Annotated in this window: 15 protein-coding genes (1 of these 15 cut by a window edge); 9 read left to right on the plus strand and 6 right to left on the minus strand. The window is 31.8% G+C overall.

What is annotated here, in order from left to right:
- The 8 genes from H9W90_RS14640 to H9W90_RS14675 form a co-directional block, all read left to right on the plus strand.
- On the plus strand, nt 1-7,324 hold the end of the coding sequence (locus H9W90_RS14640; RefSeq protein WP_187482314.1) for a cadherin-like domain-containing protein. The gene continues 23,312 nt to the left of window position 1, outside the view; only the last 7,324 of its 30,636 coding nucleotides appear in the window; its start codon lies off the left edge, out of view; the stop codon is at nt 7,322-7,324.
- Between the two features lie 20 nt (nt 7,325-7,344).
- On the plus strand, nt 7,345-8,268 hold the full coding sequence (locus tag H9W90_RS14645) for a PorP/SprF family type IX secretion system membrane protein (protein ID WP_187482315.1): 924 nt from the start codon (nt 7,345-7,347) through the stop codon (nt 8,266-8,268).
- A gap of 16 nt (nt 8,269-8,284) precedes the next feature.
- Entirely contained in the window at nt 8,285-10,267 is a 1,983-nt protein-coding gene (locus H9W90_RS14650) for an OmpA family protein (RefSeq protein ID WP_187482316.1), read from the plus strand.
- A gap of 115 nt (nt 10,268-10,382) precedes the next feature.
- Nucleotides 10,383-13,790 (plus strand): isoleucine--tRNA ligase, encoded by a 3,408-nt coding sequence (gene ileS / locus H9W90_RS14655; protein ID WP_187482317.1) that lies wholly within the window; start codon nt 10,383-10,385, stop codon nt 13,788-13,790.
- Nucleotides 13,791-13,794: 4 nt separating this feature from the next.
- Complete coding sequence (locus tag H9W90_RS14660) at nt 13,795-14,172, plus strand: TraR/DksA family transcriptional regulator (RefSeq protein WP_187482318.1); 378 nt, start codon at nt 13,795-13,797, stop codon at nt 14,170-14,172.
- A gap of 53 nt (nt 14,173-14,225) precedes the next feature.
- Entirely contained in the window at nt 14,226-14,882 is a 657-nt protein-coding gene (locus H9W90_RS14665) for a hypothetical protein (protein ID WP_187482319.1), read from the plus strand.
- A 42-nt stretch (nt 14,883-14,924) separates the two neighbouring features.
- Complete coding sequence (locus H9W90_RS14670; protein ID WP_187482320.1) at nt 14,925-15,542, plus strand: lipoprotein signal peptidase; 618 nt, start codon at nt 14,925-14,927, stop codon at nt 15,540-15,542.
- Between the two features lie 32 nt (nt 15,543-15,574).
- The gene (locus H9W90_RS14675) at nt 15,575-16,171 is read left to right on the plus strand and encodes a DUF4230 domain-containing protein (protein ID WP_187482321.1); all 597 of its coding nucleotides are present in this window, start codon (nt 15,575-15,577) and stop codon (nt 16,169-16,171) included.
- Nucleotides 16,172-16,235: 64 nt separating this feature from the next.
- Here H9W90_RS14675 and H9W90_RS14680 read toward each other — a convergent pair whose 3' ends face one another.
- The 6 genes from H9W90_RS14680 to H9W90_RS14705 form a co-directional block, all read right to left on the minus strand.
- A complete protein-coding gene (locus H9W90_RS14680; protein WP_187482322.1) occupies nt 16,236-16,415 on the minus strand; it encodes a hypothetical protein in 180 nt (59 codons plus the stop codon).
- A 26-nt stretch (nt 16,416-16,441) separates the two neighbouring features.
- Nucleotides 16,442-19,903 carry a T9SS type A sorting domain-containing protein gene (locus H9W90_RS14685; protein ID WP_187482323.1) on the minus strand — a complete coding sequence of 1,154 codons (3,462 nt, stop codon included), beginning with the start codon at nt 19,901-19,903 and terminating at the stop codon, nt 16,442-16,444.
- Between the two features lie 326 nt (nt 19,904-20,229).
- Nucleotides 20,230-20,820, minus strand: a complete 591-nt coding sequence (locus H9W90_RS14690) for a phage tail protein (RefSeq protein ID WP_187482324.1) — start codon at nt 20,818-20,820, stop codon at nt 20,230-20,232.
- Between the two features lie 163 nt (nt 20,821-20,983).
- Entirely contained in the window at nt 20,984-21,664 is a 681-nt protein-coding gene (locus tag H9W90_RS14695; RefSeq protein ID WP_187482325.1) for a response regulator transcription factor, read from the minus strand.
- A gap of 12 nt (nt 21,665-21,676) precedes the next feature.
- Nucleotides 21,677-22,468: a sensor histidine kinase gene (locus H9W90_RS14700; protein WP_187482326.1), complete on the minus strand. Its 792-nt coding sequence runs from the start codon at nt 22,466-22,468 to the stop codon at nt 21,677-21,679.
- 872 nt (nt 22,469-23,340) lie between these two features.
- Nucleotides 23,341-23,742 carry a hypothetical protein gene (locus tag H9W90_RS14705; RefSeq protein WP_187482327.1) on the minus strand — a complete coding sequence of 134 codons (402 nt, stop codon included), beginning with the start codon at nt 23,740-23,742 and terminating at the stop codon, nt 23,341-23,343.
- A gap of 182 nt (nt 23,743-23,924) precedes the next feature.
- On the opposite strand from H9W90_RS14705, the gene uvrC reads away from it, so the two are divergent.
- Entirely contained in the window at nt 23,925-25,715 is a 1,791-nt protein-coding gene (gene uvrC, locus H9W90_RS14710) for an excinuclease ABC subunit UvrC (protein WP_187482328.1), read from the plus strand.

Raw genomic sequence — 25,715 nt, forward strand, 5'->3', positions numbered from 1 at the left:
AGATGATACTATTGCAACAACACCTTTACCAACAACAGATACAGATGGAGATGGAGTTCCAAATTATTTAGATATCGATTCAGATAATGACGGAATAATAGATAATATTGAAGCACAAAATGCTGCAAACTTTATTGCTCCTTCAGGAACAGATACAGACAAAGATGGTATAGACGACGCTTATGACGTAGATTGTACACCTTGTGGTACTATAACAGGAATTCCATTAAATATTCCAATGAATTCAGATTCAGACACAATACCTAATTATTTAGATATTGATGCTGATAATGACGGAATTGTAGATAACATAGAATGGCAAACTACTTCAGGATACATTGCTCCAGGACCAGATACAGATGGTAATGGTTTAGCAGATGTATATGAAACAAGTCCAGGTTCTGGAATACCAATTAGCTTACCATTAAATACAGATGGTACAGACGTTCCAGATTATGTAGATACAGATTCAGACGGAGATGGTTTATTAGATACTGTAGAAGCTTATGATACAGATGGAGATAATGTAGCTGAACCAGGTAAGATATTTACAGGTGTCGATACAGATAATGATGGTTTAGATGATGCTTTTGACTTAAATTCAGGAGGATCAACAGATACAAACGGTCCATCTAATAATATGCAAGATGTTACAACATTCCCTAACGATCAAGACCCTGGAACTGCAGAAGTAGATTTTAGAGATAAAAACACTTTTGGTGTGTTAGTAGACACAGATGGAGATGGTGTAACTGATGATATTGACATTGACGATGATAATGATGGTATAATTGATGTTGTAGAATCTCTAGGATTCGAGCCATCTTCAGACCCTAATGACTCATCTTGTATTTTACCAAATGTAAGTTTTAAAAACCCAGTTTATGTTGCAGGTTCTGGAACTGGTTCAGGTACAATTGGAGCAAAATACCGTTTCGAAAACGTAGTTGATGTAACTGGTTTTGGCGGTAATGGAGGAATTTTAGATGCTATTGTAGAAATTACTGATATCCAAGGTGGAGCATCTTTAATATCTATAGATAATTCTACAACTGGTAATCCAGACGCATGGCAACCAGAATATACTGTACCAACACCAACTGGTAATAAAGCAGAAATGGCATTTAAAGTTATTTTAGTAAATGATAACACTAACACACTATATAATATTAGTAGATTTAGTGGAGTTATTTATGACATAGATGGCGCAAATGCAAGAGAATCTGTAATACTTTCTAGACCAGGTTTATATGCAGTTGATAGTCAAACATTATTAAATGTTACAGATAACCCAGCAACAGGTTTAGTAACTTTCCAAGGTTCAGATGATACATATTCTGGAGTAGATTTATCTCCAAGATTAGCAACATTCTTTGGTTATTATAATGCAGCAGCATTTAACATTCGTTTTTCTGCAGAATTATTATCAGCAACCTCTAATACTAATTTAGGTTCTGTATTATTCTCTGGATGTGCAATTAATGGTTTATTTGAAGGAAATACAACATCAAATTCACCTTCACAAACAAACGGAGCATCACAAAATTCAGGTCCAGGTACATTCCCAGTATTTACTGTAAATGATGGAATTGATAGTGATGGTGATGGAAAATCAGATGATAAAGATATCGATTCAGATAACGATGGTATTCCAGATAATGTAGAAGCTCAACTTACAGCAGGCTATATCATGCCAAATGTGGGTGTTGTAGATACAGACGGAGATGGTTTACTAGATGCATATGATGATAATGCAGTAATCAGTGGATTATCACCTGTAGATTCAGATGGAGATTTCTTACCAGATTATTTAGATACAGATTCAGATAATGATGGTATTAATGATACTAAAGAAGCAGGGTTCATTGCATCAACAGCTAATAATGATGTAGATAATGATGGATTATTAGATGCTTATGATGATGTACCAACTATAGGAACCTTATTTGATGTGAATGATGATCAAAATAATGGAGCATCAGATTTACCAGATGTTGATAATACTGCAACAACAGAAGTAGACTTTAGAGAAATCAAAGATAATGACGGAGATGGAATTCCAGATTCTGTAGATTTAGATGATGATAATGATGGTATCCCAGATACAGTAGAACAAAATGGAAACCCAAATAGAGACACAGATAATGATGGTATCCCAGATCATTTAGATTTAGATTCAGATGGAGATGGAGTAAATGACTTAACAGAATCAGGTTTTGGTCAAACAGACCTAGATAATGATGGAGTTATAGATGGTTCAGATATAGGTTCAGGTCCAAATGGTTTATTCGATTTAATTGAAACAACACCAGAAAGTGGAGTTACGAACGATACTCCAATTGATACAGACCAAGATGGTACACCAGATTTCCAAGATACAGATGATGATGGTGATGGAATTCCAACAAAAGAAGAAGATGTTGTTACATCTGATGGTAACCCAACAAATGATGATTCAGATAACGATGGAATCCCAAATTATTTAGACACAGATGATGACAATGATGGAGTTCCAACTGAAGATGAAGACAATAATAATAATGGTAATTTTAATGATGATGATGACAATGGAGATACAATTCCAGATTATTTAGATAATTTAGATACTGATAAAGACGGAATTCCAGATAGTGAAGATCCAGATGATGACAATGATGGTAACCCTGATACAACAGATCCAAATCCATTAACACCAACAGTAGGTGCAGATGTATTAACAGTTGTAGAAGGAGTTCCAGGAACGGTAAACATCTTAACAAATGATGATTACTTACCAGGGCCAAACACTACCATTGTAGATGCAGGAACTGGAACAGCAACAGGAGTTGTAAGCTTCGATCCATTAACAGGAGAGATGACTTATACACCATCAGCAGGAGAAGAAGGAACAACAGTAACAGTAGATTATACAGTTTGTAATACGGCAGTGAACCCAGCAGTTTGTATGACATCTACAGTAACGATAACAGTTCAGTCAGACAATGATGGCGATGGTATCCCAGATGTTACAGATCCAGATGATGATAATGATGGTAATCCAGATACAACAGATCCAAATCCATTAACACCAACAGTAGGTGCAGATGTATTAACAGTTGTAGAAGGAGTTCCAGGAACGGTAAACATCTTAACAAATGATGATTACTTACCAGGGCCAAACACTACCATTGTAGATGCAGGAACTGGAACAGCAACAGGAGTTGTAAGCTTCGATCCATTAACAGGAGAGATGACTTATACACCAGCAGCAGGAGAAGAAGGAACAACAGTAACAGTAGATTATACAGTTTGTAATACGGCAGTGAACCCAGCAGTTTGTATGACATCTACAGTAACGATAACAGTTCAGTCAGACAATGATGGCGATGGTATCCCAGATGTTACAGATCCAGATGATGATAATGATGGTAATCCAGATACAACAGATCCAAATCCATTAACACCAACAGTAGGTGCAGATGTATTAACAGTTGTAGAAGGAGTTCCAGGAACGGTAAACATCTTAACAAATGATGATTACTTACCAGGGCCAAACACTACCATTGTAGATGCAGGAACTGGAACAGCAACAGGAGTTGTAAGCTTCGATCCATTAACAGGAGAGATGACTTATACGCCAGCAGCAGGAGAAGAAGGAACAACAGTAACAGTAGATTATACAGTTTGTAATACGGCAGTAAACCCAGCAGTTTGTATGACATCTACAGTAACGATAACAGTTCAGTCAGACAATGATGGCGATGGTATCCCAGATGTTACAGATCCAGATGATGATAATGATGGTAATCCAGATACAACAGATCCAAATCCATTAACACCAACAGTAGGTGCAGATGTATTAACAGTTGTAGAAGGAGTTCCAGGAACGGTAAACATCTTAACAAATGATGATTACTTACCAGGGCCAAACACTACCATTGTAGATGCAGGAACTGGAACAGCAACAGGAGTTGTAAGCTTCGATCCATTAACAGGAGAGATGACTTATACACCAGCAGCAGGAGAAGAAGGAACAACAGTAACAGTAGATTATACAGTTTGTAATACGGCAGTGAACCCAGCAGTTTGTATGACATCTACAGTAACGATAACAGTTCAGTCAGACAATGATGGCGATGGTATCCCAGATGTTACAGATCCAGATGATGATAATGATGGTAATCCAGATACAACAGATCCAAATCCATTAACACCAACAGTAGGTGCAGATGTATTAACAGTTGTAGAAGGAGTTCCAGGAACGGTAAACATCTTAACAAATGATGATTACTTACCAGGACCAAACACTACCATTGTAGATGCAGGAACTGGAACAGCAACAGGAGTTGTAAGCTTCGATCCATTAACAGGAGAGATGACTTATACGCCAGCAGCAGGAGAAGAAGGAACAACAGTAACAGTAGATTATACAGTTTGTAATACGGCAGTAAACCCAGCAGTTTGTATGACATCTACAGTAACGATAACAGTTCAGTCAGACAATGATGGCGATGGTATCCCAGATGTTACAGATCCAGATGATGATAATGATGGTAATCCAGATACAACAGATCCAAATCCATTAACACCAACAGTAGGTGCAGATGTATTAACAGTTGTAGAAGGAGTTCCAGGAACGGTAAACATCTTAACAAATGATGATTACTTACCAGGGCCAAACACTACCATTGTAGATGCAGGAACTGGAACAGCAACAGGAGTTGTAAGCTTCGATCCATTAACAGGAGAGATGACTTATACACCAGCAGCAGGAGAAGAAGGAACAACAGTAACAGTAGATTATACAGTTTGTAATACTGCAGTGAACCCAGCAGTTTGTATGACATCTACAGTAACGATAACAGTTCAGTCAGACAATGATGGCGATGGTATCCCAGATGTTACAGATCCAGATGATGATAATGATGGTAATCCAGATACAACAGATCCAAATCCATTAACACCAACAGTAGGTGCAGATGTATTAACAGTTGTAGAAGGAGTTCCAGGAACGGTAAACATCTTAACAAATGATGATTACTTACCAGGGCCAAACACTACCATTGTAGATGCAGGAACTGGAACAGCAACAGGAGTTGTAAGCTTCGATCCATTAACAGGAGAGATGACTTATACACCAGCAGCAGGAGAAGAAGGAACAACAGTAACAGTAGATTATACAGTTTGTAATACTGCAGTGAACCCAGCAGTTTGTATGACATCTACAGTAACGATAACAGTTCAGTCAGACAATGATGGCGATGGTATCCCAGATGTTACAGATCCAGATGATGATAATGATGGTAATCCAGATACAACAGATCCAAATCCATTAACACCAACAGTAGGTGCAGATGTATTAACAGTTGTAGAAGGAGTTCCAGGAACGGTAAACATCTTAACAAATGATGATTACTTACCAGGGCCAAACACTACCATTGTAGATGCAGGAACTGGAACAGCAACAGGAGTTGTAAGCTTCGATCCATTAACAGGAGAGATGACTTATACACCAGCAGCAGGAGAAGAAGGAACAACAGTAACAGTAGATTATACAGTTTGTAATACTGCAGTGAACCCAGCAGTTTGTATGACATCTACAGTAACGATAACCGTTCAGTCAGATAATGATGGTGATGGTATCCCAGATTCTGTGGATTTAGATGATGATAATGATGGAATTCCAGATACTGTAGAACAAAATGGAAATCCAAATAGAGATACAGATGGCGATGGAATTCCTGATCATTTAGATTTAGATTCAGATGGCGACGGAATTAATGATGTTGTAGAGTCTGGAAGTGGAGCGTTAGATGCAGATGGAGATGGAGTAATTGATGGAGCAGATACAGGTTCAGGTACAAATGGATTATTCGATGGTGTAGAAGACACTCCAGATAGCGGTAATTTAGGGTATACAATTCAAGATACAGATGGAGATGGAGTATCAGATTTCCAAGATACAGATGATGATGGAGATGGAATAGAAACAGAAGATGAAGATATAAACGGAGATGGAGACCCAACTAATGATGATTCAGATGGCGATGGAATTCCAGATTATTTAGATCAAGACGATGATGGAGATGGAATAGATACAGCTGATGAAGATATAAACGGAGATGGAGACCCAACCAATGATGATTCAGATGGCGATGGAATTCCAGATTATTTAGATCAGGATGATGATGGCGATGGAATAGATACAGCTGATGAAGATATAAATGGCGATGGAGATCCAACCAATGATGATTCAGATGGCGATGGAATTCCAGATTATTTAGATCAGGATGATGATGGCGATGGAATAGATACAGCGGATGAAGATATAAATGGTGATGGAGATCCAACCAATGACGATTCAGATGGCGATGGAATTCCAGATTATTTAGATCAAGATGATGATGGTGACGGAGTAGCTACTGCAGATGAAGATAATAATAATGATGGAAACTTCAACAACGATGATAATGATGGTGATGGAATTCCAGATTATTTAGATACAGATGATACAGATGGCGATGGTATTGTGGATAGTGAAGATTTAGATGCAGATAATGATGGTATTCCTAACACAGATGAAAATGGAGGAGACAATACTCTAGATACAGATGGAGATGGTATTCCAGATCATTTAGATACAGATTCAGATGGAGATGGTATTACAGATTTAGAAGAATCTGGTTCAGAAGCTACTGATGCTGATGGAGATGGAGTAATTGACGGAGCAGATACAGGTTCGGGTGTAAATGGATTATATGATCCTCTTGAAACATCTGACGATAGTGGAGTTCTAAATTATGAAATTAGAGATTCTGATGGAGATGGTAAAAGAGATTTCCAAGATACCGATGATGACAATGATGGTCAAAGCACAATTAGTGAAGACCTAAATGGAGATGGAGACCCAACAAATGATGATTTTGATGGAGATGGTATTCCAGATTATTTAGATGCTGATGATGATGGAGATGGTATCTTAACAATCGACGAATCTATGTTAGATTGTGATTCAGATGGTATTCCAGATCATATAGATTTAACGAACTGTATTATTCCAAATGCTTTCACACCAAACGGAGATGGTACTAATGATACATTCTTTATACCTATATTAACTAAGTATCCAAACTTTAAAATAGAAATATTCAATAGATGGGGTAATCAAGTATATGAATATAGTAATAGAGGAAAAACAAATCCAAACTGGTGGGATGGTTATTCTACAGGAAGATTAACACTTAGTAAGAGTAAACCTGTACCAGTAGGAACCTATTATTACATCATCTATTTTAATGATGGAAGCAGAAAACCAATAACAGGATGGGTATATTTAAACAGATAATAAACATGAAGGCAATACACATGAAAAAAATTATAACAATCATTGCAGTTATCTTATTTACTGTTTCTGCAAAAGCTCAACAAGATCCACAGTATACTCAATACATGTATAATATGAACATCGTAAATCCAGCATACGCTGGATCTTACGATGCTTTAAGTCTTAACTTTTTAGCAAGAACACAATGGGTAGGTATAGAAGGAGCTCCAGAAACATTAACTTTAGGAATTCATTCTCCAGTAGGTAAAAATGTTGGTTTAGGTCTATCTGTTATTGTAGATAAATTGGGACCAGTTCAAGAGCAAAATTTTTATGGAGATTTTTCCTACACTTTAAATGTTAGTGAAAAAGGAAAACTTGCTTTAGGATTAAAAGCAGGAGCAACATTTTTTAATGTTTGTTTACCATGTTTAAACCCTGCAGAACCTCTTGCTAGTGATGCAGCTCTAATTAATCAAAAAGCAAATAGAATATTACCAAATTTTGGATTTGGAGCATATTATTACACAGACAAATTTTATGCAGGTCTAGCAATTCCTAACTTATTAGAAACTCTTCATTTTGAGAAAAAAGGTGGTCAGGTAAGTAGAGCATCAGAAAGAAAACATTTATTTTTAACAAGTGGTTACGTTTTCGATTTAAATGCAGATTTAAAACTAAAACCATCTATAATGGTTAAAGCTGCAGAAGGAGCACCATTATCTGTAGATTTCTCTGGAAACGTTTTATTATACGATAAATTAGAATTCGGACTTTCATATAGATTAGATGAATCAGTATCTGCATTAATAAATGTAAGAGCAAGGAAGAATTTAAGAATAGGTTATGCCTATGATTATACACTTACAAACCTTGGTAATTTTAATTCAGGTTCACACGAAATATTCTTATTATTTAATTTCGATTTTGAAAGAAATAAAATTAAATCTCCAAGATTCTTCTAGTTTTAACAATACAATTATGAAAAAAATAATACAAATTACAATCGTACTTTTATTCAGTTCTTTAACCATATTGGGTCAAACTAAAGAAACGAAAAAAGCAGATACACATTTTGAAAATTTATCTTATAGTTTAGCTGCTGAAGAATATGAAAAATTAGCAGAGTCAGACGCAACAGAACATGTCTTACAAAGACTTGGAGATAGCCATTATTTTAATGTAGAAATGAAAACTGCATTAGAAGCTTATACTAGATTATTTCAAAATTTTCCAACTCAAGAACCAGAATATATCTTTAGGTATGCACAATCTTTAAGAGCAACTGGTAATTTTAAAGAATCAGATAAATGGATGAAAAAGTTTCATCAAGTTAAAAAGAATGACTCTAGAGGAATTCATTTTACAAACCATGAAGCTACCTTAAATGAACTTATAAATGGTGACCCTGGATATACTGTTACTAATTTAAGAAGTATAAATACAGTTAATTCAGATTTTGGAGTTACAGATTATGGAAATACAATTTTATTTTCTTCACCAAGAGAAGGAAGCGTATTTGTTAAAAGAAACCATACAAGAAATAACAAAAATTTCCTTGACATTTATAAAGTTATTAAAGAGAAAATAACAACTAATGAAGGAGATGATTCTGAAGAAAGACCAATGTTTACAAGTGATGTAAATTCTAAATATCACGAGTCTTCTGTTACTTTTTCTCCAGATAGAAAAACAATGTATTTCACCAGAAACAACTACAATAAAGGAGTTTATAGAAATGATAAAAAAGGATATAACAATCTAAAAATTTACAAATCTGTTTGGGTTTATAATGAATGGGTTAATGTAGAAGAAGTTCCTTTTAATAGTAACGAATACTCTACAGGACATCCTTCTGTAAGTAAAGACGGTAAAAAATTATATTTTGCTTCAGACATGCCTGGCGGAATTGGAGAAACAGATATCTATGTAGTAGACATAAATGATGATGGATCTTTTGGAACACCTCAAAATTTAGGATCAGAAGTAAACACAGAAGGTAGAGAAATGTTTCCATTCATATCAAAAGATGATGTATTGTATTTTTCTTCAGATGGTCATTTTGGAATTGGAGCTTTAGATGTTTTTGCAACTAAAAAAGATAAAGGAGTTTATACAAAACCGGTAAATTTAAAAGCACCAGTAAACTCTAAATTAGATGATTTTGCTTTTTCTATAAATCCAGTAACAAAAACTGGGTATTTATCTTCAAACAGAGAAGGTGGTGTTGGAGATGACGATATTTATGGAGTTGTAGAATTAGAAAAACCAGAGGTTATTGCAAAACCACCATGTATGCAAACTGTTACTGGAATTGTAAAAGATAAAAAGTTTCAAAAACCATTACCAGGCGCAAAGTTAGTTTTAAAAGATGCTAATGGTAACGTTGTTACAGAAACGTTTGCAGATGCAAACGCAACATTTACTTTTACATTACCTTGTAATAATAACTATACTGTAATGGCTACTAAACAATATTATCAGCCAGATACAGCGTCTTTTGCCAGTTCAGAAGAAGAAAAGATAGAACTAGATTTAGATTTTGCATTAGATATCATTTCAGACTTTAATTATAACGAAAGAGATGAGCTTGTAATTAAAATAAAACCTATTTATTTCGATTATGACAAATCTAATATAAGACCAGATGCGGCAGCAGAATTAGATATTGTTGTGGCAATAATGAAACAATACCCAAGTTTAGAAATTAGAGGAAGTTCTCATACAGATGCTCGTGGTAAAGCTTCTTACAATGAAAGATTATCAGAAAGAAGAGCAAAATCTACTGTAGCATATATTATATCTAAAGGGATAAATTCTAGTAGAATAGTAGATAAAGGTTATGGAGAAACTCGTTTAACAAATGGTTGTGTAGATAATGACAATCATACAAACCGTGTTAAATGTACAAAAGAAGAACACCAAGCAAACAGAAGAACCGAGTTTGTAATTACAAAAATGTAATAAATAAATAGTTAAAATATAAGAAGAGCCTTTTTAAAGGCTCTTTTTTTGTGCCATAAAACCAAGAATTACAAGAAATTGATTAATTTCGCAATCTTATCAGAAAAGAGAAACAATGAAAGCGAAATTTCCTGAATATAAAGGTCTTGACTTACCAAAAGTAGCAGAAGAAATTCTTAACTATTGGGAAGAAAACAACATATTTGAAAAAAGTGTAACTACAAGAGAAGGCGCAGAGCCTTATGTATTTTTTGAAGGACCTCCTTCAGCAAATGGACTTCCAGGAGTACATCATGTTTTAGCACGTGCTATTAAAGATATTTTTCCACGTTATAAAACCATGAAAGGTTTCCAAGTAAAGCGAAAAGCTGGTTGGGATACACATGGTTTACCTATAGAATTAGGTGTAGAAAAAGAATTGGGAATTACCAAAGAAGACATTGGAAAAAAAATTTCTGTAGAAGATTACAACGCTGCATGTAGAAAAGCAGTAATGCGTTATACAGATATTTGGAACGATTTAACCCAGAAAATGGGTTATTGGGTAGATATGGACGATCCATATATTACTTACGAACCAAAATATATGGAAACTGTTTGGTGGTTGTTAAAAGAGATTTATAATAAGAAACTTATTTATAAAGGATATACAATTCAGCCATATTCTCCAAAAGCGGGAACAGGATTAAGTTCTCACGAATTAAATCAACCAGGAACATACCAAGATGTTACAGACACAACAATTGTAGCACAGTTTAAGGCTGTTGAAAACACGTTACCAGATTTTCTAAAGAAGTATGACCATTTAAATTTTATTGCTTGGACAACAACTCCTTGGACGCTGCCAAGTAATACTGCTTTAACTGTTGGACCAAAAATAGATTATGTTGTAGTTGCAACTTATAATCAATATACTTTTGAGCCTATTCACGTTATTTTAGCGAAAAATTTAGTTGGAAAACAATTTGTAGGAAAAAATAATTTTGAAGCAGAAAATGTAGAAGAATTAAGTAGCTATAATAAAGGCGATAAAAAAATACCTTACTTAATTGCTACAGAATGTAAAGGAACAGATTTAGTAGGAATTAAATACGAGCAAATTTTAGATTATGATTGTAAATTTGAGAATAAACAAGATGCATTTAGAGTAATTTCTGGAGATTTTGTTACTACAGAAGATGGAACAGGAATTGTACACACAGCACCAACTTTTGGAGCAGATGATGCATTGGTTGCAAAACAAGCAGTACCTCCAATTCCGCCATTATTAGTAAAAGATGAGAATGATAATTTAGTGCCTTTAGTAGATTTACAAGGAAAATTTAGACCAGAAGTAACTGAATTTGCGGGTAAATATGTAAAGAACGAATATTATGCAGAAGGTGACGCACCAGAAAAATCTGTAGATGTAGAAATTGCCATCAAATTAAAAACAGAAAACAAGGCTTTTAAAGTCGAAAAATACAAGCACAGTTATCCTAATTGTTGGAGAACAGACAAGCCAATTTTATATTACCCATTAGATTCTTGGTTTATAAAAGTAACGGATGTTAAAGATAGAATGCATTCTTTAAACAAAACGATTAACTGGAAACCTGAATCTACAGGAACAGGACGTTTTGGAAACTGGTTGGCAAACGCAAACGACTGGAATTTATCTCGTTCAAGATATTGGGGAATTCCTTTACCAATCTGGAGAACAGAAGATGGTAAAGAAGAAATCTGTATTGGTTCTGTTAAAGAATTAAAAGAAGAAATGGCGAAAGCTGTTGAAGCAGGAGTTTTAGCAAAAGATATTTTCGAAGATTTTGAAGTTGATAATAATTCTGAAGAAAACTATGCGAAAATAGATTTGCATAAAAATATTGTAGATGAAATTACTTTAGTATCAGCTTCTGGACAACCAATGAAACGCGAAAGCGATTTAATTGATGTTTGGTTCGATTCTGGTTCTATGCCTTATGCACAATGGCATTATCCGTTTGAAAATAAAAATAAAATTGATGGAAACGAATCTTTTCCAGCAGATTTTATTGCAGAAGGAGTAGACCAAACAAGAGGTTGGTTTTATACGTTACATGCAATTGCAACAATGGTTTTCGATTCAGTTGCGTATAAAAACGTTGTTTCCAACGGTTTAGTTTTAGACAAAAACGGACATAAAATGTCTAAACGTTTAGGAAACGCAACAGATCCATTTACAACATTATCAACTTATGGAGCAGATGCAACTCGTTGGTATATGATTTCGAATGCAAATCCTTGGGATAATTTAAAATTCGATTTAGAAGGAATTGAAGAAGTAAAACGTAAGTTTTTCGGAACTTTATATAACACGTATTCATTCTTCACTTTATATACAAATATTGATGGTTTTTCTTATTCTGAAGAAGATATTGCTTTAGAAAACAGACCAGAAATAGACAGATGGATTTTATCTGAACTACATACTTTAATTGCTAAAGTTGATAAATTCTACGCAGAATATGAACCAACAAGAGCAGCAAGAGCAATTTCTGATTTTACACAAGATTACTTAAGTAACTGGTACGTACGTTTAAGTAGAAGACGTTTTTGGAAAGGAGATTACCAAACAGATAAGATTTCTGCTTACCAAACATTGTATACTTGTATGGTAACTATTGCAAAGTTAGGTTCGCCAATTGCACCATTTTTTATGGACAAATTGTATCAAGATTTAAATTCTGTTACAGGTAAAGAAACATCAGAAAGTATTCATTTATCAGATTTCCCAAAATTTGATGAAAGCTTTGTAGATAAATCTTTAGAACGTAAAATGGAAAATGCACAAACAATTTCTTCTTTAGTTTTATCATTAAGAGCAAAAGAAAAGATTAAAGTACGTCAGCCATTGCAAAAAATTATGATTCCTGTTGATAATGATCAGCAAAAAGAAGAAATTTTAGCAGTTGCAGGTTTAATAAAGCATGAGGTAAATATTAAAGAAGTTCAAATTTTAGATGACGCATCAGACATTTTAATCAAACAAATTAAGCCTAATTTTAAAGCTTTAGGACCTAAATTTGGAAAAGATATGCGTTTTGTTGCAGCTGAAGTTCAGAAGTTTACACAAGAAGATATTAACAAAATAGAAAAAGATAAAAACATTTCTATAGAAATTAATGGAAAAAATATTACTTTGGAACGCGAAGATGTAGAAATATCATCAAAAGATATAGAAGGTTGGTTGGTTGCAAATGAAGGTGGTTTAACAGTTGCTTTAGATGTTACCATTACAGAAGGATTGCGCAAAGAAGGTGTTGCCAGAGAATTGGTTAATAGAATTCAGAATGCAAGAAAAGACACAGGTTTAGAAGTTACTGATAAAATTAAATTAACGGTTTTAAATTTCGAAAACTTACAACAGTCTATCAACGATAATAAAGAATACATCATGAGTGAAACATTAACCAAAGAATTGGTTTTTGTGGATGAATTAGAAAATGGTACAGAAATTGAATTCGATACCATTAAAAGTAGAATATTAATCGAAAAAATCTAAAATTATGTCAGATGTTAAATTAAAATATTCGGACGAAGATTTGCAAGAATTTAAAGCAATCATTGAAAAAAAAATAGCAAGAGCTCAAGAAGATTTAGCTTTGTTAGAAGCTTCTTATAAAAACGATGCAAATAACGGTACAGATGATACTTTATCTAACTTTAAATCTTTTGATGAAGGTTCTGAAGTAATGAGCAAAGAAGCAAATGTGCAATTAGCCATTAGACAAGAAAAGTTTATTAGAGACCTTAAAAATGCTTTATTACGTATAGAAAATAAAACGTATGGTGTTTGTAGAGTAACTAAAAAGCTAATACAAAAAGAACGTTTAAAGTTAGTGCCTCATGCAACGTTAAGCATAGAAGCAAAACGCAAACAATAATTATTAAAAAGCTTCCAAATTTTGGAAGCTTTTTTGTTTAAACTATCTAACGAATGTCTGTTAAAGTACAGTCGAGAATTTTGCTTTTCTTCTTATTAGTTTCTGTTGTTGCCTTTTCACAGAAAAAAGTAATTCAAAAATTTCAAAGTCAATTAAATGAAATAGAAATTTCTACAATTGGATTAGATGATTTTGTACTAGAAAATTCAGATTCAGAATTTATAGAAATTACGCTAATTGCAGAAAACCCCAACAAACAACACATTATTTTTAAAGAAGAATACAAAGTTGTTAAAATTGAATTTTCTTTTGATAATTTTAAAAGTGAAGAAACAGTTTTTAGAAAATACATTACCAAAAGATTAAAAAGAGCAAATGCTATTATTAAAGTACCAAAAGGCAAAAAGGTTACTTTTTTTGGAGAAAGTATTAACATAGAATCTAAAAGTTATGCCGGTAGTTTAGCTATTTTTATTGAAAAAGGAATTTTAAAACTTCATGACATTAAAGAAGATGCAGAAATAAAATTATATGCAGGAAATGTCTATGCAAACTTAAAAAAGACAAACACTAAAGTGATTTCTACTTTAGGTAAAATTAAAGTTGATGATGTTCTGTTTACTAAAAAGTATGAAAAATTTGATAAAAAATTGAGTAATAAATTCTCCATTAATTCTATAAAAGCTAATATTTTCTTAACAACGGAATAAACACAATTTTATTCTTATTTTTGCGATTACAAATTCAGAAAAATGTCAAAAAAGAACCTTGCAATTCTTACCATATTAATCGCAATTATTCTAGATCAAATAATTAAAATTTATGTAAAAACACACTTTGCTCTTGGAGAAGAAGTGGTAGTTTTCGATTGGTTTATTCTTCATTTTACAGAAAATAATGGAATGGCAATGGGTTTTGAGTTTGGCGGAAAAGCTGGTAAGCTTTTTTTAACCTTGTTTAGATTAGTTGCTGTTTGTGGAATTATTTATTGGTTAACACAAACCATAAAAAGAAAAGTAAACAATGCTGTTATTATAGCAATTTCTTTAATTTTTTCTGGTGCAGTTGGTAATATCATAGATTCTGTTTTTTATGGAGTTATTTTCGATTCTTCAGAACATAAAGTGGCAACACTTTTTTCAGACAATCCTTATGGTACAATTTTTCATGGTAAAGTTGTAGACATGTTTTACTTTCCTTTATGGCAAGGAGTTTTACCAGATTGGATTCCTTTTGTTGGCGGAGAATTCTTTACTTTTTTTCAATATATATTTAACCCTGCAGATGCTTTTATTTCTGTTGGTGTTGCCTTACTTTTTATTTTTAGCAAACAAGCTTTTCCAAAAGAAGAAAAGAAAATAGAAGCATAATCTTTTAGTATCTTTAAAAAAAGTTTTAAAAGATGCGTTTTCTAAAATACATTGCCGTTTTTTTATTAGGTTTTCTAATTGCAAAATTTTGGTACAAACCAAAAATTGAAAATCATAAAAAAGAAGAAATTCAAGTAGTAGTTAACTCTATAAAAAACTTGAGTAAACTTGTAGTTTCTAAAGGAACTTTCTCTGAAGTTTATAATTATTCCGACTCTAAAAAATATTTTTACAATTACCTTTCTTTTGATAAAAAAGCCATTGTTACTGTAAATGCAGAAGTAGAGGTTGGTTATGATTTGTCTAAATTAGAAATTGAAATAGATTCTATTGGCAAGAAAATTAGTATTAATAAAATACCAAAAGAGGAAATACTTATTTCCCCAGATATAAAATATTTCGATTTACAGCAAAGTAGTTTTAATGCTTTTTCTAAAGAAGAATTGAATAAAATCAACCAAAAAAGTATTGAGAAAATAAAGGAAACTATAGAAGTTACTAATTTAAAAACAAAAGCAAAAACTAGATTATTAGAAGAACTTTCAAAAATTTACCAGCTTTCTGCTATTTATGGTTGGGAGGTAGTAGATAATACAAATACTAGTTTTTTAAGTAATTTTAAAAATTAAAAAAACCGATACTTTATGTATCGGTTTTAAATAATTACTATCCCCTATAATAATAATTATTATATTAAAATCCACTTCCTGGGTCTTCAGGACTAGCAGCTTGTGCTTTTTGTGGGTTTAGAATTAAATAGGTTCCTAAAGCTGTTAAAGCAGCATATTTACCATAATTTCCAATTTTTTTAATTGCTTCTTTACGAGTAATTTCTTGAGCAATATCTTGAGTGTTTTCGTTTTGGTTTTTCATGATGTTTTGTCTTAAAATTATCGTTATTATTCTATAATTATTTTCTTGTTTAACTTACCATTTTCTGTTGTAAGTTTTACAATATAAACGCCTGTGGCTAGTTTGGGTAAAGAAATCTCTTTTGTTCCATTAGTTGTAAAAGAATTGTGTATCAATTGTTTACCAAGTATATTAAATAATTTTATAGAAGCTTTTCCTTGTTGTAAACCAGCTATTTTTACTGTAGAATTGTTAAGCTTATAAATGCTAATATTTGCTAATGTCGCTTCGTTATCAACACTTAAAGCACTTTCTGTTGTGTGTAGGTAGAATCTTCCAACTCCGTTTAGACTTTCTGTTAAAGTAACTGTATAAGTACTATTTGCTTCCTCTAATCTTGTAAATGTATTTGTGCTTCTATCTTCTAAATATATTTTCATATCCGATGAAAAGTTAGATGCTTCCAAAGAAAATACAATTTCTTTACCAGATTCTGCATTTACACCAATAGGAATTACCATGTTTTCGTAATTAATATCGGGCAAAGTTTGAATAGCAAGATTTTTACCTTGATTATCAGTAACTAATTGAGTGTAAACCGCAAAAGGACTAGAAACTCCATTAAACATAGAACTATCATATCCGTCATCGAAACCAGTTGTTTTATTCTCTATATAAAAGATTTCTGACGATTTTATATTTGTACCATCTGTAAGAGAGAGTTTAATTTCTGGTTTGCTTTCTTCTCTTAAAAAAGTATCTCCACCAACATGGGTTTGTATTGCTTCAGAAAAAGTTACATTTCCTGTTGCTAAAGCTTTTACAAAAAAACCTTGCCCAGGAGCAACTTTGTAAGCTGTTGCACTATTTGTAGTGATGTATTCTCCTGCACCTGCATTACCAGCTTCATCCCATAACCAAATTGTTTTTTCAGTTAATCTACCAGCATCAACATTGTCTAAAAATAGACCACTATTAATGTAGGAAGTATATGGATTTCCTATAGCATTAAATTGATCTCCTGTTGCTTTAACTTCTATAGAAATACCTGCATTGTTTGTATTTAAAAATCCGTTAAAAGTTAGTGTTCCTGCAGTAGATTTTTTCATTGTATAACCTTTACCTTCTGTAAAAAAACCAGGAAAATCTGTTGATAAATAATACTCCCATTTAAAAGTAGCTGCATTTGTGTTTACATAAGGTGCAACCCCACGTTTATTACCATTTGTAACTAAACTTCCAAAGAATTCATCAATATTTTTACCATTTACAGGAGAAGATATTAAGTGCCAACCTTTTAATGCATCACCAGAAGTAGAAAGATATCTTGCATAATCTACAGTTCCTGTTCCAGAATGTGTTCCTTTTACAATTAATGAACCGTTAGAAGTTGCATCAGAATTTATGGTGAAGGTTCCATTTTGATTTAAATCTCCTTCCATTGTTAAAGAACCACCTGTGTTTATTGTTAAAGATGATGAAGCATCAATAGTAATATTATTGGCTACTGCATTTGTACCAGAAGTAATTACAGGTTTCATTCCTACATTAGGTATAATTATATTATCTGAAGTAGTTGGTAATAAATTCTCATTCCAGTTACTGGGTGTTGACCAATCTGCAGTTACACCTGCCCAAATATGATTGCCATTTATTACACTTAATGTAACGGTTTGTACTGCTGAATTTCCTGCCAAGTCTGTAGCTGTAATATCAATTATATAAGCATTGTCAGTATCACTATCTACAGGGTTTTCAAAATCTGGAATAGTATTAAAAGTGACTAATCCACCCAAAGTAATACTCAAATCGGCTTGATCTGCTCCACCTGTAATAGCGTAAGTAACTGCAGTTGCATCTGTAGTTGTAACTGTAAAAACTGTACCGGTTGTATTTTCTGCAACCATTGAACTTGTAGCTGAAGAATATGCTGGGTCTGTAGTATCTACAGTAACCGCTTGAGTTGATGAGCTTAAAGTTGTACTATTCAATGTAGAATTAGCTGATAACATAGCTGTAGCATCTGGTAAAGTACCAAAAGCAGCTGGAAAAGGAAAAGCAAAAACTCCCATTGAATTGGTTGTTGCTGTTATTCCATAAAGAGCTGTTGAAGTACCGTTTACAACTAAAGTAATTGTACTTCCTGGTTCTGCTGTACCATTTACAGTTGGTGTATTATCATTGGTTATATAATCTGTAGTACTTGCTCCTGTATCATCAGAAATACTTGTGATAACAATAGGTGTATTATTTACTTGATTTACTGTAATTGTAAATGTTTGGTCATCCGAAGTATCATCGTCACCAGGATTAGTTGTACCACCATTATCCATAATATTTACTGTTACAGTTGCTATTCCAAAAGCATTTGTAGCAGCAGTATATGTTAAATTACCAGAAGCATTAATAGCTGGTTGTGTACTAAATAAACCATTGTTATTATTGGTTACATTAAAAGATAATGTTTGTGTTACTTCTGAATCTCCATCTTCTAAAGCTGTAGCAAAACTTGTTACATTTTGTGCGCCAGCATTTTCATTAACTGTTTGATTTGCTCCTACAGTAAAACTTGGTTCATCATTTACAGATGAAACTGTAAAATTTACAGTAGCTGTGTTAGAGTTAACTGTACCATCGTTTGAAATAATACTGATACTTGCTGCACCATTATAATTTGGTGTAGGTGAAAAGGTAGCACTATTTAAAGCTGAAGTTACAGTAGCTGCATTTCCAGAAGTCATTACACTTGCTGCAGTAGAACCTCCTATAGTAATAGTACCACCAGTACTTGTTACTGTTACAGTTTGTGTGTCTGCTGCCTGTGCATCAGAAATATTTGCTCCAGATAAAGAAACATTAGTAGCATCTTCTGCTACTGTTGGAGAATTAAATGCTGTAGCTACTGGAGCAGTGTTTACGGAACCAACATCCCACTTAAAGGCGTCTAAACCTAAATAATCTAAATTTCCAGTTCCAGAAAAAATTAATTCATCTATTATTTTGTTAGAATTATCTACACCACCTTCTGTAGAAAAATTAATATGAGTGTAACCATTATTTGGCGAAAAAGTAACTGGATTTGCAAAACCTGAATTTTTAGTAATCGTAAATACTGCTGTAGGATTACCGTTTAATTTACCAGTTATTGTTAAGGTACCACTATGTGCAGTTAATGATTTCGTAGAACAAAATAGGTACAGCTCTTTTACTGTAAATTTATTTGAGTTGTTCGTTTTTATGGTAAAATTAGTCCCATTATTTGTATTGTCTCCAGTAAATGAATTATCAATAAATTTATTATCATTAGCAGAACCACTCCAACCTGCTCCACTAATACTTTCAATATCATATGTTTCTGAAGCAACTGTAGAAGTAATATTAAATGTCTGTCCATTATCAGTAAAAGAAGTTGAACCTGCTGTTTCATCTTCGAAAGTTTCTGTTGTTTGACCAAATGTGGCATTGCTTATAAAAGCAAAAAATAGTAAGAGTTGAGTAATTTTTTTCATAATAGATTAATTTTAAAATTAAAATACACTTGAATTTTAAGTTGTATGAATGATTATCAAAGATATTTTTATATAGATTAAAAAAAACGCGTATAAATACCTGATTTTTATTATTATCTATATTTTAGAACAGAGTTTTAATTATATGTAAAATCACTGAATAAAATAGACGGTTAGAAAGGTTAAAATAAAAATGAAATTCAACTTGTCTAGTTTTTTTTAAAACTTATAAAACCATCATATTCTGAATAAAAATGATGGTTTTTTTAAATAGAAATTGAAAACTTTTTTTAAAAAAGCAACTTTTTAAAATGATTTTAAGAAGATTAACTTCTTGGAGGAAATATTCCTTGTAAAGCAATTAAATAATTAACTGTTAAAAAAGGTTGTCTGTTTTCGTGAGACAAGTTACCACCAGAGTTTGCAATAGTTACGTTAGTAGCGCTTGAAGTTCCACCACCTAATGTAACATCTGGAGTAGAAGAATTATACATTTGGATAGGGTCTGTTCCTCTACCATTTACTTCATTTCCTGCTGCCAAAGAAGATCCAGCTACTGGTACATGCAGGTCAGCTTCAGCAGAACTTGCTTTTAAAGAAACAGTTACTTCTGTTGCTGTAGCAAAGTGATTATGAGAAGGCATTTGTGTTTGGTTTAAAACTACTTGTTCAACACCACCTTTTGCTCCTAATCTATAATCACTTAATCCTGGTCCATTACCAAAATGCATAGGTGCTCTTCCTCTTAAGTCTGGTAAAGCAAATGTGGTTCTTCCATCTCCACCATAAGTGGTTCCAATAATAGAAAAAAGTGCTGTGTTTTGCGAAATAGGTAATAATTGGCCGTTACATTGAGCCCATCCTCTAATAGCAAAGTTTCCTACAAATGCCATAATTTGTCCAATAAATGGTTCCATAATAAAATAATTTAAGTTAATAAGTTAGTTTGTATATCATTATACACTCCAAATTTAGTAGTAACTATTGATGTATTTTAGAGAACAAATCACTAATAATAAAAAAGGGTATATATACTTGTTTGTTAAGTATATATACCCTTAAAAATAGATTTTATTGAGGTTAAAGATTAAAATCTGGTGTAATTTCTATTAATTTTTTTTGAATACCATAAATTACCAAACCAGCTACATTTTTAGACTGTGTTTTTAATAGCAAATTATTTCTATGACCTTCTACTGTTCTTGGGCTAATAAAAAGTTTCTCGCCAATTTCTGCAGTTGTGTACTGTTCACAAATGAGTTCTAAAACGTCTATTTCTCTTTTAGAAAGTAATTTTTTATCTAAATCGCTTTTAATTCTTTTTCCACTTGAAGAAATAATATTTTCATGAATAATTTTTAAGACTTTTTCATCATAATAAAAACCTTTTTCAAAGACTTCATTTATAGTGTGCACCACATTTTTGGGACTTGTGTTTTTAAGTAAATAAGAAGAAGCACCAACATCAATCATATTGGTTATAAAAGATTTTCCATCATAACTAGTAAGTGCAATAATTTTTATGTTTGGATGTGTTTTATGAATAATTTTAGTGGCTTCTACACCATTTAATTCTGGCATTTTAAGATCCATTAATATAACATCTGGAAATTCTTCTGTGTTGCTTATAAAATCTACAAGTTCTTGTCCGTTTTCAGCTTCAAAAATAACATTAAAGTTTGTTTCTCTTTCTAGTAAAAAACGAATTCCACTCCTAAAAAGCTGCTCATCATCTGCAATTACAATGTTAATTAGTTTCATGATTTTGGGGGATTATATGGTGATTATTGTCTTAAAACCTTTATTTTTTGCACTTTTTATAATATAACTTCCTTTTAATAAAGCAACTCTACTTTCTATATTTTTCATGCCTAACCCAAGTTGATGGTTTTTGTCATCAACATTAAAACCAACACCATTGTCTGAATATGTGAAAATTAATTTACTATCTGTTAAGTTTATTCTTATGGTACAATTTTTAGCTTTACCATGTCTTACAGAATTGTTTATTAACTCTTGTGTTATTCTAAATAAGTGGAGTTCTTTTTCTGGTTTTAAATATGCTTTTGGGTATTCTAAATTATATTCAATAGTAATTTTTCTACTATTATTAAAAGAATCTGCTAATTCTTCTAAAGCGTCTTTAAGACCGAATTTATCTAAAATTGGCGGCAATAAATTATGGGCAATTTTACGAGCACTTTCTAATGTTTTATCTGTTGCATCTAAAATACTATCGTTAACAATTAAGTATTCTTCTGGAGTTAACTCTCCTTCTTTTAAGAGATTTGCATTTAAGTTAATTACGTTTAATTTAGAGCTAATGTCATCATGTAAATCTTGGGCTATACGTTTGCGTTCTTTTTCTTGGGTAACAATTATAGACTGTATAATTTCTTTTTGATGATTTATCTCTAACGTTTTTTTCTCCAATTCTTTTTCTACTATTTTTTTTCTAGAGAAGAAGAAAAATAATAGTAGAGCAACTCCCATTAGAAGTAGCAATAAAACGCCAATAAGTACAATTGTTATCACTTGGTTTTCTTCTGTAAACAATTCTTCCATTGGGGGCTTGGCTATTATGTAAATAACGAAGTTAAGGAAAAAACTTTTAAGTTAAAGATAAGGTTTAAAACAATTGGTGTTGTACCTGTAATTAAAATCAGGGGTTAATACGTGTTTTAAGATTTTAAGAAATAATTCAATAAGTTTTTTTTCTAAAGTTTTTATACCATTCTATAAAAATAATAATTTGAAACATTAAATAAATAAAAGAGTTAAAAAGCCACAATAACCTTAATGTCTTGTTGCTTAAGTTACCTGCACAAAATAATAATGTACTGCATAGAGTGTATATGAAAAAGCCAGAATTGAAATAAATGTATTTTCTGTTTTTAGAATCAATTTTCTCTACAAAAAATAAAAAACTAGAAATAATCAATGGTATTGAACAAAACAAAATTTCTGCAATATTAAATGCTAGTAATGATTTTGGATTTAAAATAAAAAATAATATTAGAAAAAAAGGTATAATAAAAAGGCTATACTTTAAGATAATTTTTAGAACTTTATTTTTTAAAATATTTAAAAATAGTAAAGAGATTAAAATAAATTGACCAATATTAAATATATGGAAGTATAATAAGTTGTTCAATTTTTTGGAAGCAAGGTATGCGCTTATAAACTGAATAATTATACTTAAAACTAAATATAAATAGATATACTTATATGCAATTGGTTTTTTCTTATAACTTATGCTATATAAAATAACATTTATTAATAAAACTAAATAACCAAAATAGATGATGCTCTTACGTAATAAAAAAATAGTATCCATCTAATGTGTTTAATAAATTGAATAATTAAAAAAAATAATGAATTGATTAATTTTTCAAACTAAAAAGCTGTCATTTTAATGACAGCTTTTTAGTGTATTATTATCCACCATTTATTGGACTACCTTCATCACAAACATGAGGGCATGGTTCAGAAAAATCAAAAATTTCTCCTTTTCCATCATCTAAAGTTAATCCATCCGAAGAAGAAATCATGTCTTTTCCATTTTTATCAACACCAACAATCATTAATTTTTCTGTAAAGATTGATTGTTTTCCTTTCACGTCAATTTTTTCTACACCAATATATGCTCTAATACTTTCTACACCTTCTGCAAGTACTTCAATTAAATCTTTTTTTGGTATGTTAAAAGCTCTACACTGGTTGTATTTGTTGTAAGAAGCTTCATCATCTCTCCATTCTTTTGCCCATTGTTTGGCAACTTCTAAACTAATAGTGTTTCTTGGGTTAGGTTTTGGGATGTTGTTTGGTTGATTTTCCATGTTTGGGTAATGTTTAAGTTAGTTAATAAGTTTTGTTTAGGTTCTAAAGTTATAGAAATTTAAAATAAATATAGTGTTAATACCCAAAATTAAAACTAAAATCAGGTGTTTGTACTTGTTTTAAGTAGAATATTCTAACAATTCTATATTAGTAATGGAGTAAAAAATGTTATTTTCGTAGTATGTCTGCATCTTTAGAACTTCAAATACAAACCTTACCCAATACACCAGGAGTGTATCAATATTTCGATAAAAATGATGTAATTATTTATGTAGGAAAAGCAAAGAATTTAAAGAAAAGAGTTTCTTCTTACTTCAATAAGAACCATGAAAATGGTAAAACACGCGTTTTAGTTAAAAAAATAGCACACATTAAACATATTGTTGTAGAAACTGAAACGGATGCTTTATTGCTAGAAAATAATCTTATAAAAAAATACAAACCTCGCTATAATATTTTATTAAAAGACGATAAAAGTTACCCTTGGCTTTGTATAAAAAAAGAACGTTTTCCAAGACTTTTTATGACACGTAGAGTTATTAAAGATGGCTCTGAATATTTTGGTCCATATACATCTGTAAGAACAGTTAGGGTTTTATTAGATTTAATAAAAGAATTGTATCCGTTAAGAACTTGTAAATATGATTTGAGTCAGCAAAATATAAACGAAGGCAAATATAAAGTCTGTTTAGAATATCATCTAAAAAACTGTAAAGGTGCTTGTGAAGGGTTAGAAACAGAAGCTAATTACAACGATTCTATTAAAGAAATTAGGAATATCATTAAAGGGAACTTTAAAGAAAGTCTAGAGAAGTTTAATAAAATGATGATGATTGCTGCTGAAAAAATGGAGTTTGAAGAAGCACAAAAAATTAAAGAAAAACTAAATTTATTAAGCAATTACCAAGCAAAATCTACTATTATAAATCCATCTATAAATAATGTAGATGTATTTTCTATTATTTCTGATGAAACCCATGGTTATGCAAACTTTTTAAAGATTTCTAACGGTTCTATTATTCAATCTCATACCACAGAAATTAAGAAAAAATTAGACGAAACAGATAAAGAATTATTAGAATTATTTATAGTTGAAATAAGACAACGTTTCAACTCTCAATCACCAGAAATTTATGTGCCTTTTAAAGTTAATTTAGGAGAAACTGTAAAAGTTACAATCCCTAAATTAGGCGATAAAAAAAGAATTGTAGAATTATCTGAAAGGAATGCAAAATACTACAGACAAGAACAATTTAAGCAAATTAAAATTGTAGATCCAGATAGACATGTAAAAAGAATTATGGCGCAAATGAAAAAAGATTTGCGTTTAAAAGAAGAGCCAAGACATATAGAATGTTTCGATAATTCTAATATTCAAGGAACAAACCCAGTTGCAGCTTGTGTAGTTTTTAAAGATGGAAAACCAAGTAAAAAAGACTACAGACATTATAATATTAAAACGGTTGTGGGTCCAGATGATTTTGGTTCTATGGAAGAGGTTGTTTATAGAAGATACAAGCGTTTGCTGGCTGAAGATGAACCTTTACCACAATTAATTATTGTAGATGGTGGAAAAGGACAATTATCATCTGCCTTAAAAAGTTTAGATATTTTAGGTTTAAGAGGTAAGATTGCCATTATTGGTATTGCCAAAAGATTAGAAGAAATTTATTATCCAGATGATCCAATACCATTATATTTAGATAAAAAATCTGAAACTCTAAAAATTACACAGTATTTAAGAAACGAAGCACATAGATTTGGTATTACATTTCATAGAAATAAAAGAAGTAAAAGTGCTATAAAATCTGAATTAGAACAAATACCAGATGTTGGTGCACAAACAATTACCTCTTTATTACGTAAATTTAAATCGGCTAAACGTGTTAAAGAAGCTTCTTTAGAAGACCTAAAAAATGAAATTGGGCATTCAAGAGCCACGAAAGTGTATAACTTTTACCACAAAAAATAA

The sequence above is a fragment of the Polaribacter pectinis genome (genome assembly GCF_014352875.1).
GTDB lineage: Bacteria > Bacteroidota > Bacteroidia > Flavobacteriales > Flavobacteriaceae > Polaribacter > Polaribacter pectinis.